Genomic DNA, 8,634 nt, shown 5'->3' with positions numbered 1-8,634 from the left:
TATTACTTCACCACCTTCAAACTTGGCCGCCCGCTGGGTCGCGGTGGCTCGCTGTCCGGAGGCGGAATATCATCATCCGGCTCGATCTCTTCCTCGTCCTCCATGGGCGACTCCAGATCGAACACCATGCCCTGGCCATTCTCCCGGGCGTAGATGCCCAGGATCGATGCGATAGGCACGTACAGGGTATGCGGCACCCCACCAAAGCGGCCTTCGAAGCTCACCGCCTCGTTGTCCATGTGCAAATGACGCACGGCCTGTGGCGATACGTTCAGGACGATCTGGCCATCACTGGCAAAGCCTTGCGGCACCTGCACCGAGGGATACTCGGAATTAACCAGCATGTGCGGGGTACAATCGTTATCAACAATCCACTCGTAGAGCGCGCGGACCAGATAAGGTCGACTGGAGTTCATATCGGCTCCTTAAGCCTTAGCGCATGTCGCGTTCGACACCAGACAGACTCGCCTGGAAAGCCTCACGCGCAAACTGGCGCTCCATATAATCAAGCAGCGGCTTGGCTGGCCGCGGCAGTTCTATACCCAGAATCGGCAATCGCCAGAGTATTGGCAATAGGCAGCAATCCACCAGGCTTTGTTCCTCACTGAGGAAAAATGGCTTGTCGGCAAACAGCGGCGAAACGCCTGTCAGGCTCTCGCGCAACTCTTTACGCGCCACTGCACGCGCCGCTTCCTTGGTCCGCGAATCCAGGATCAGATCCACCAGACCACACCAGTCACGCTGAATACGATGAATCAGCAAACGACTGTTGGCGCGCGCCACCGGATAGACCGGCAACAGCGGCGGATGTGGGTAACGCTCATCCAGATATTCCATCACCACCGTAGATTCCCACAGCGCCAGGTCACGATCGACCAGCGTCGGCAAGCTGCCGTAAGGGTTCACTTCGATCAGTTTAGGCGGCTGGCGACCAGCCTCCACATAAATGATCTCGGCGCTTACACCTTTCTCTGCCAGTACGATTCGCACTCGGTGGGAATAGTGGTCGGCGGGGTCGGAGTAACAGGCCAACCGATTGGTCACGCCCATGGCGATCCTCCTCGCTTGTTGAAATGATCGGAAGCGGAAAAACGAGCGCGCCCAGAGGGCGCCTCCCGTAACGCAGTACCTGGCTCACCAGGCTCGTTACCCTTTCAGAGGCGCCCTTGGGCGCGCGCGATTAACAGCAATTGCTTGAAGCTTTATCAGTGCACATCTTTCCAGTATTCGCGCTTGAGCAAGTAAGCGAATACGAAGAAGAACGCCAGGTACAGCAATACGTACGTACCGATGCGCTGATGTTGCAGCTTAACCGGGTTAGCCGAGTAAGCCAGGAAGGTTACCAGATTCTTGACCTTCTCATCGAACTGCTCTTCGGTCAGGGCACCACTCTTCGGCACAATGGTCAGCTGATCGCACGCTTCATGAGTCAGCGCCGTACCGGTCAGCGGATCATATTGCTTCTTGCCGTCCTCGACGATCTGAACCTGTTTGCAACCGACAACCTGGCGACCCTGCAGGCCGACCAGCACGTTAGGCATGCCCACGTTCGGGAAGACCTTGTTGTTCACACCCCACGGGCGCGACGGATCTTCATAGAACGACTTCAGGTAGTTGTAGAGCCAGTCGGTACCACGCACACGAGCGACCAGGGTCAGGTCAGGCGGTGCCGCACCGAACCAGGCCTTGGCGTCAGCTGGCTGCATGCCGATGTTCATGTGATCGCCGATCTTGGCGCCGGTGAACACCAGCTTGTCGAGCATCAGCTCATGGGGGATGCCGAGGTCATCGGCAACACGCTCATAACGCTGGAACTTGGCGCTGTGGCAGCCCATGCAATAGTTGGCGAACGTACGTGCGCCATCCTGCATGGCAGCCTTGTCGGAAACGTCGATATCGACCTTTTCCAGCTCCGGGCCACTCGATGTCGATGCGAAAGACAGTACAGGCATCGCCGCAAGAATCAGTACAGCAAATAGTTTTTTCATCAGCCAGTCACCCTTTCCGGAACCGGTTTGGTCTTCTCGAGCCTGGTATAGAACGGCATCAGGATGAAGTAGGCGAAGTACAGGAAGGTACATACCTGCGACAGCAACGTACGGCCCGGAGTCGGCGCCAGGACACCCAGCACACCCAGGATCACGAACGAAATGCAGAACACCCAGAGCCAGATCTTGCTCAGCCAGCCCTTGTAGCGCATCGACTTGACCGGGCTACGGTCCAGCCACGGCAGGACGAACAGCACGGCGATGGCCGCACCCATGGCGATCACACCCAGGAGCTTGTCCGGAACCGCACGCAAGATCGCGTAGAACGGCGTGAAGTACCAGACCGGAGCGATGTGCTCTGGGGTCTTGAAGGCGTTCGCCACTTCAAAGTTCGGCTTCTCGAGGAAATAGCCGCCCATTTCCGGGAAGAAGAACACGATCGAACAGAAGATGAACAGGAACACCACCACGCCGACGATATCTTTCACGGTGTAGTACGGGTGGAAGGCAATGCCGTCCAGCGGTACGCCGTTTTCGTCTTTGTATTTCTTGATGTCCACGCCATCCGGGTTGTTCGAACCGACTTCGTGCAACGCCAGGACGTGCAGCACTACCAGGCCGAGAATAACGATGGGCAGCGCCACCACATGCAAGGCGAAGAAGCGGTTCAGGGTGATGCCGGAAATCAGGTAGTCACCACGAATCCACTGGGTCAGGTCGTTGCCGATGACCGGGATCGCACCGAACAGCGAGATGATCACCTGGGCACCCCAGTAGGACATCTGACCCCACGGCAGCAGGTAACCCATGAAGGCTTCAGCCATCAGCGCCAGGTAGATCAGCATGCCGAAGACCCACACGAGCTCACGCGGCTTCTGGTACGAGCCGTAGAGCAAACCACGGAACATGTGCAGATAGACCACGATGAAGAACGCCGAGGCGCCGGTGGAGTGCAGCAGGCGCAGGATCGAGCCGTACTCGACGTCGCGCATGATGTACTCGACGGAAGCAAAGGCCTCTTCCGCCGACGGGGTGTAGCTCATGGTCAGCCAGACACCGGTGACGATCTGGTTGACCAGAACGAGCAGTGCCAGGGAGCCAAAGAAATAGAAGAAGTTGAAGTTCTTCGGGGCGTAGTACTTGCTGAGATGGTCTTCCCACATTTTGGTCGCGGGAAAGCGCGCATCAACCCAATCCATGAACTTGCTCATCACGCTTTCTCCGTATCGACGCCAACGACAATGATGTCATCGGTCTCATAGGAATGCGGGGGAACTGGCAGGTTCAAAGGCGCAGGTTGCGACTTGTAGACGCGGCCAGCCAGGTCGTAGTGGGAGCCGTGGCAAGGACAGAAATAGCCACCTACCCAGTCCTTGCCCAAGTCCGCGGGAGCGACTTCGGGACGGAAGGTCGGCGAGCAGCCCAGGTGCGTGCAGATGCCGATCAGCAGCAAAACTTCAGGCTTGATCGACCGCGTTTCGGGGTCGACATAGGTCGGTTGTGTCGAGTTCTTGGAGGTCGGGTCAGAAAGCTGGCCCTCGATCTTTTTCAGATTCCCCAGGATTTCCTCGGTACGGCGGACGATGAACACCGGCTGGCCGCGCCACTCAGCAATCATCTGCTGGCCTGGCTCGATCTTGCTGACATTCACCTTCACCGGTGCACCTGCGGCTTTCGCCTTGGCACTGGGAAACCATGACCCCACGAACGGGACCGCAGCCCCCACCGCTCCTGCAGCACCCACCACGGATGTGGCTGCTACCAAGAAGCGACGCCGGCCTGCATTCACGCCGTCATTGCTCATTCAGTCCTCTCCCATCAGCTTTGTGGCCTGTTAAATCAGGCATCTACTAAGTAAAACTCTGTACTTATAAAAATTTTGCCGAATGGTAATGAAAAGCCCCAATTCTGACAAGGTAATTACCCTGGGGCACCACTGCCAAGCCTTGTAGTATAGGGCCTCTGCTGATGTGGCAAGTTGTCACAGCGCAATTCTTCAAGAAAATTACACGCACAAAAAAACGCCCAGCTCCGTGAGGAAACTGGGCGTTCTTTTTTGAACGTGGAAGCGAATTAACGCTTCGAGTACTGCGGACGCTTACGCGCTTTACGCAGACCAACTTTCTTACGTTCAACTTCACGTGCATCGCGGGTTACGAAGCCGGCTTTACGCAGGGCGCTGCGCAGAGTCTCGTCGTAGTCCATCAGAGCGCGGGTGATGCCGTGGCGGATTGCGCCAGCTTGACCACTCACACCACCGCCGATCACGGTGACGTAGATGTCGAACTTCTCGACAGTCTCAGTCAATTCCAGCGGCTGACGAACTACCATGCGGGCAGTTTCGCGGCCGAAGAAATTATCCAGCGAACGATTGTTGATGGAGATGTTACCAGTACCCGGACGCAGGAAAACGCGTGCGGTTGCGGTCTTGCGACGGCCAGTGCCGTAATTTTGAGTCGCCGACATAATGAACTATTCCGTTAAATCTTCAGTTCTTGGGGCTGCTGAGCAGTATGAGGGTGTGCAGCGCCCGCATAGACTTTCAGCTTACGGTACATGTCGCGACCCAGCGGGTTCTTAGGCAGCATGCCTTTGACCGCGGTCTCGATCACGCGCTCAGGGGCCTTGGCGATCAGCTTTTCAAAGTTGATCGACTTGATGCCGCCCGGGAAACCGGAGTGGGAGTAGTACATTTTGTCAGTGGTTTTAGCGCCGGTAACACGGATCTGCTCGGCGTTGATTACGACGATGTAGTCGCCGGTGTCAACGTGAGGAGTGTACTCAGGCTTGTGCTTGCCACGCAGACGGCTCGCGATTTCGGTGGCCAGACGACCCAGGGTCTGACCAGCAGCGTCGACGACAAACCAGTCGCGCTTTACTGTTTCCGGTTTAGCAGTAAAAGTTTTCATTCTTTATAGCCTCAGGGGCCGCCCTGTAAATTAGACGGCGGATCTTACTGAATAGTGCGTACTTTGACAAGTCAAAGGCAGCCGGATACAGACGCTTTCGGGGGCTCGGGTCGGCGCGTCCGTTCAACGGCAAGATTCTTCGGCGGCGGCGCATCACTTCCACTGCAGAAAGAGGTGCGCAATTATGCAGATTGCGAAAAATAATTCAACCTGCTTTTATGATTGTTTTGCCCAAGGAGCTACCCGATGGAGTATCGCCAGCTAGGCCGAACCAACCTGAACGTGAGCGCAATCTGCCTCGGAACCATGACCTGGGGCGAGCAAAACAGCGAGGCAGACGCCTTCGCCCAGATCGAGCGAGCCAAGGACGCCGGGATCAACTTCATCGATACCGCTGAAATGTACCCGGTGCCGCCCAAGGCCGAAACCTATGCCAGCACCGAACGCTACATCGGCAATTACTTCACGAGCCGTGGCGATCGCAGCGACTGGATCCTCGCCAGCAAGATCGCCGGCCCCGGCAATACCATCGACTACATCCGCGACAAGAACCTGCGCCACAATCGCCAGCACATCACCGAAGCCGTGGACGCCAGCCTCCAGCGCCTGCAAACCGATTATATCGACCTGTACCAGTTGCACTGGCCGGAGCGCAGCACCAACTTCTTCGGCCAATTGGGCTACAAGCACAAGATCGAAGCCAACCTGACCCCCCTTGAAGACACCCTCGAAGCGCTGGACGAACAGGTCAAGGCCGGCAAGATCCGCCATATCGGCCTGTCCAACGAAACGCCGTGGGGCACCATGCGCTTCCTGGCCCTGGCCGAAGCCCGTGGCTGGCCGCGCGCGGTGTCGATCCAGAACCCGTACAACCTGCTCAACCGCAGTTTCGAGGTCGGCCTGGCGGAAATCGCCATCCGCGAACAATGCGGCCTACTCGCCTATTCGCCGCTGGCATTCGGTTTCCTGTCAGGCAAGTACGAAGGTGGGGCCCGCCCGCCAAAAGGTCGGCTGAGCCTCTACAGCCGCTTCAGTCGGTATTTCAACCCGCAGTCGGAAGCGGCCTGCAGCCGCTACGTTGCACTGGCCCGCGAGCACGGCCTGGACCCGGCGCAAATGGCCCTGGCATTCGTCACGCAACAGCCGTTCGTGACCAGCAACATCATTGGCGCCACGACACTGGAGCAACTGGACAGCAACATTGCCAGTTTTGATCTGAAGTTGTCGGATGAAGTGCTGGAAGGGATCGAGGCGATCCACAGGGATCATCCGAATCCCGCCCCTTGATTGATCAATAAATCGCCATCGCGGGCAAGCCCGCTCCCACAGTGAGCAGGGTGTTCACAAATGCTGTGTACAGCTCAAAACCTGTGGGAGCGGGCTTGCCCGCGATGGCGCCCTAGCAGTCGCCGCAAGATCAAAGCGACCGCGCAATAATCTCCTTCATGATTTCATTGGTCCCGGCATAGATCCGCTGCACCCGCGCATCCGCCCACGCCCGGGCGATCGGGTATTCCCACATGAACCCGTAACCGCCATGCAATTGCACGCACTCGTCGAGCACCTTGCACTGTAGGTCCGTGCCCCAATACTTCGCCATCGCCGCCGTCGGCACGTCGAGCTTGCCTTGCAGGTGCAACTCCAGGCAGCGGTCGACAAAGACCCGGCCGATCTGGATCTCGGTCGCCATCTCAGCGAGTTTGAAACGAGTGTTCTGGAAGTCGGCAATCACCTGGCCGAACGCCTTGCGCTCGCGGGTGTACTCCAGGGTCCATTGCAACGCCGCTTCAGCCGAAGCCAGCCCGCCGATGGCCACGGTGAGGCGCTCCTGCGGCAGTTCCTGCATCAGATAGGCGAACCCCATCCCGGCCTGGCCCAGCAGGTTTTCCCTGGGCACTCGCACGTCCTGGAAAAACAGCTCCGAGGTGTCCTGGGCCTTCATTCCGACCTTTTCCAGCCGCTTGCCCTTGTCGAAACCCGGCGTATTGGCTTCCACCAGAAACAGACTGGTGCCCTTCGCGCCCGCCTTGGGATCAGTCTTGGCCACGACGATCACCAGGTCGGCGAGGAAACCGTTGGTGATGAACGTCTTCGAGCCGTTGATTACATACTCGTCGCCGTCCAGCACGGCAGTGGTCTTCACGCCTTGCAAGTCGGAGCCCGCACCCGGCTCGGTCATCGCAATGGCACTGACCATCTCCCCGGAAACCAGTTTGGGCAGGTATTTGTGTTTCAGCGTTTCACTGCCGTAATGCAGGATATAGGGCGCTACGATGTCCGAATGCAGGGAAAAACCGATACCGGTCAACCCGAGGCGCCCTATCTCTTCGATAACCACCGCGCTGTACAGAAAGTCTGCCCCCAACCCGCCGTACTGCTCCGGCAGATGCGAGCACAACATCCCCGCCTCCCCCGCCTTGTTCCAGAGTTGACGGTCGATATAGCCCTGTTTTTCCCATTGTCCATGGAACGGCACCGCTTCTTTCTCGAGGAACGTTCGCACACTGTCGCGAAAAAGTTCGTGCTCGGAGCTGAACAAGGTTCTCGGAATCATGCGGCACCTTATCTTTGTTTTTAAAGGAATGGACCTTCAGAGACTAAGCCTGGCGCCCGATACAGGACACTGGACACATCCGACAAAAAATAAGACGATCCAGCCGTCTGGTGACCACTTTCCCCTATAAGAATAAAGTTGAATTATGTCTAACCAAGCCTCCACGCCCTTGCGGCGCGTCAGCATCCTGGCCATTGACCGGGTTTTCGCTTCCACCCTCATGCAGGCCAAGGACTTCTTCCACCTCGCCAGCCTGCGTTACGGCAAACAACTGGGCCACGGCCTGACGCCAGCGTTCGAAACCCGACTGGTCAGCCCCGACGGCAAACCGGTCAACACCTTCAGCGACGTAGTGATCCCGGTGGACGGCGGCCTGGAAAATGCCGACATCATCGTCATTCCCGCGTTCTGGGACGATTTCGAAACCCTGAGCAAACGTCATCCCGAGGTCCTGTCCTGGCTGCGCCAGCAACATGCGCGCGGTGCCGTACTCTGTGGCGAGGCCACCGGTGTGTTCTGGCTCGCCGAAGCCGGCCTGCTCGATGGCAAGGAGGCGACCACCTACTGGCGCTTCTTCAATGCCTTTGCAGAACGCTTCCCGAAGGTGCAACTCAATCAGGACAAGCACCTCACCGACGCCGACAACCTGTATTGCGCGGGCGGCACTACCTCGGCATGCGACCTGTACGTCTACCTGATCGAGCGCTTCTGCGGCGCCAACGTCTCCCAGGCCGTAGCACGAGACATCCTCTATGAGGTGCAACGCAGCTACTCGCCGGGAAGAATCGGCTTCGGCGGGCAAAAGCTGCATCAGGACGTGATCATCCTGCAGATCCAGCACTGGCTCGAAGAACACTTCGCTGACAAATTCCGTTTCGAAGACGTCGCCCGCGAACATGGCATGAGCATCCGCAACTTCATGCGCCGCTTCCAGACCGCCACCGGCGACAAACCCCTGCATTACCTGCAACGCCTGCGCATCGAAACCGCCAAAGGCTTGCTGTCCGGCAGCCGCAAGAGCATCAAGACCATCAGCTACGAAGTTGGTTACGACGATGCGAGCTTCTTCGCACGACTGTTCCGCCAACACACGGAGTTGTCGCCGAACCAGTATCGGCAGCAGTTCCAGCAAGCGGCCTGAACCTCAAGGCATTCGCAAAACACTGAGCTGCCGCAGGCTGCG

Annotated in this window: 10 protein-coding genes; 2 read left to right on the top strand and 8 right to left on the bottom strand. The window is 57.9% G+C overall.

Annotation, left to right across the window (positions count from 1 at the left end):
* Nucleotides 1-2 precede the first annotated feature (2 nt).
* From PG5_RS30380 to rplM, 7 genes are all read right to left on the bottom strand, one after another.
* Nucleotides 3-416, bottom strand: a complete 414-nt coding sequence (locus PG5_RS30380; protein ID WP_007943725.1) for a ClpXP protease specificity-enhancing factor — start codon at nucleotides 414-416, stop codon at nucleotides 3-5.
* Nucleotides 417-432: 16 nt separating this feature from the next.
* The gene (locus tag PG5_RS30375; protein WP_007972581.1) at nucleotides 433-1,050 is read right to left on the bottom strand and encodes a glutathione S-transferase N-terminal domain-containing protein; all 618 of its coding nucleotides are present in this window, start codon (nucleotides 1,048-1,050) and stop codon (nucleotides 433-435) included.
* Between the two features lie 155 nt (nucleotides 1,051-1,205).
* Nucleotides 1,206-1,988 carry a cytochrome c1 gene (locus tag PG5_RS30370; protein ID WP_020800905.1) on the bottom strand — a complete coding sequence of 261 codons (783 nt, stop codon included), beginning with the start codon at nucleotides 1,986-1,988 and terminating at the stop codon, nucleotides 1,206-1,208.
* Nucleotides 1,988-3,199, bottom strand: coding sequence for a cytochrome bc complex cytochrome b subunit (locus PG5_RS30365; RefSeq protein ID WP_007943720.1), 1,212 nt, complete (start codon nucleotides 3,197-3,199; stop codon nucleotides 1,988-1,990). The genes PG5_RS30370 and PG5_RS30365 overlap by 1 nt, the downstream gene beginning before the upstream one ends.
* Entirely contained in the window at nucleotides 3,199-3,792 is a 594-nt protein-coding gene (gene petA / locus PG5_RS30360) for a ubiquinol-cytochrome c reductase iron-sulfur subunit (protein WP_008060255.1), read from the bottom strand. Before petA ends, PG5_RS30365 begins: the two co-directional genes overlap by 1 nt.
* 269 nt (nucleotides 3,793-4,061) lie before the next feature.
* Nucleotides 4,062-4,454: a 30S ribosomal protein S9 gene (gene rpsI, locus PG5_RS30355; RefSeq protein ID WP_003228056.1), complete on the bottom strand. Its 393-nt coding sequence runs from the start codon at nucleotides 4,452-4,454 to the stop codon at nucleotides 4,062-4,064.
* Between the two features lie 14 nt (nucleotides 4,455-4,468).
* Complete coding sequence (gene rplM, locus PG5_RS30350) at nucleotides 4,469-4,897, bottom strand: 50S ribosomal protein L13 (protein ID WP_003228062.1); 429 nt, start codon at nucleotides 4,895-4,897, stop codon at nucleotides 4,469-4,471.
* A gap of 246 nt (nucleotides 4,898-5,143) precedes the next feature.
* Between rplM and PG5_RS30345 the strand changes: the two genes are divergently transcribed.
* Nucleotides 5,144-6,184, top strand: a complete 1,041-nt coding sequence (locus PG5_RS30345; RefSeq protein ID WP_020800903.1) for an NADP(H)-dependent aldo-keto reductase — start codon at nucleotides 5,144-5,146, stop codon at nucleotides 6,182-6,184.
* 130 nt (nucleotides 6,185-6,314) lie between these two features.
* Here the strand turns inward: PG5_RS30345 and PG5_RS30340 are convergent, their stop codons facing one another.
* Nucleotides 6,315-7,451: an acyl-CoA dehydrogenase family protein gene (locus PG5_RS30340; RefSeq protein ID WP_020800902.1), complete on the bottom strand. Its 1,137-nt coding sequence runs from the start codon at nucleotides 7,449-7,451 to the stop codon at nucleotides 6,315-6,317.
* A gap of 220 nt (nucleotides 7,452-7,671) precedes the next feature.
* Here PG5_RS30340 and PG5_RS30335 point away from each other — a divergent pair, with 220 nt between their 5' ends.
* Nucleotides 7,672-8,592, top strand: a complete 921-nt coding sequence (locus PG5_RS30335; protein WP_177326158.1) for a GlxA family transcriptional regulator — start codon at nucleotides 7,672-7,674, stop codon at nucleotides 8,590-8,592.
* Nucleotides 8,593-8,634 lie beyond the last annotated feature (42 nt).

Source organism: Pseudomonas sp. G5(2012) (genome assembly GCF_000408945.1).
In the GTDB taxonomy this organism is placed as follows: domain Bacteria; phylum Pseudomonadota; class Gammaproteobacteria; order Pseudomonadales; family Pseudomonadaceae; genus Aquipseudomonas; species Aquipseudomonas umsongensis.
This window is presented reverse-complemented; position numbering and strand designations above follow the sequence as displayed.

Bases quoted from the DNA above. Each gene is read 5' to 3' on its own strand.
- PG5_RS30345 (WP_020800903.1), top strand. From the start codon at position 5,144: ATGGAGTATCGCCAGCTAGGCCGAACCAACCTGAACGTGAGCGCAATC.
- PG5_RS30380 (WP_007943725.1), bottom strand. From the start codon at position 416: ATGAACTCCAGTCGACCTTATCTGGTCCGCGCGCTCTACGAGTGGATT.
- PG5_RS30340 (WP_020800902.1), bottom strand. From the start codon at position 7,451: ATGATTCCGAGAACCTTGTTCAGCTCCGAGCACGAACTTTTTCGCGAC.
- PG5_RS30375 (WP_007972581.1), bottom strand. From the start codon at position 1,050: ATGGGCGTGACCAATCGGTTGGCCTGTTACTCCGACCCCGCCGACCAC.
- rplM (WP_003228062.1), bottom strand. From the start codon at position 4,897: ATGAAAACTTTTACTGCTAAACCGGAAACAGTAAAGCGCGACTGGTTT.
- rpsI (WP_003228056.1), bottom strand. From the start codon at position 4,454: ATGTCGGCGACTCAAAATTACGGCACTGGCCGTCGCAAGACCGCAACC.
- PG5_RS30365 (WP_007943720.1), bottom strand. From the start codon at position 3,199: ATGAGCAAGTTCATGGATTGGGTTGATGCGCGCTTTCCCGCGACCAAA.
- PG5_RS30370 (WP_020800905.1), bottom strand. From the start codon at position 1,988: ATGAAAAAACTATTTGCTGTACTGATTCTTGCGGCGATGCCTGTACTG.
- PG5_RS30335 (WP_177326158.1), top strand. From the start codon at position 7,672: ATGCAGGCCAAGGACTTCTTCCACCTCGCCAGCCTGCGTTACGGCAAA.
- petA (WP_008060255.1), bottom strand. From the start codon at position 3,792: ATGAGCAATGACGGCGTGAATGCAGGCCGGCGTCGCTTCTTGGTAGCA.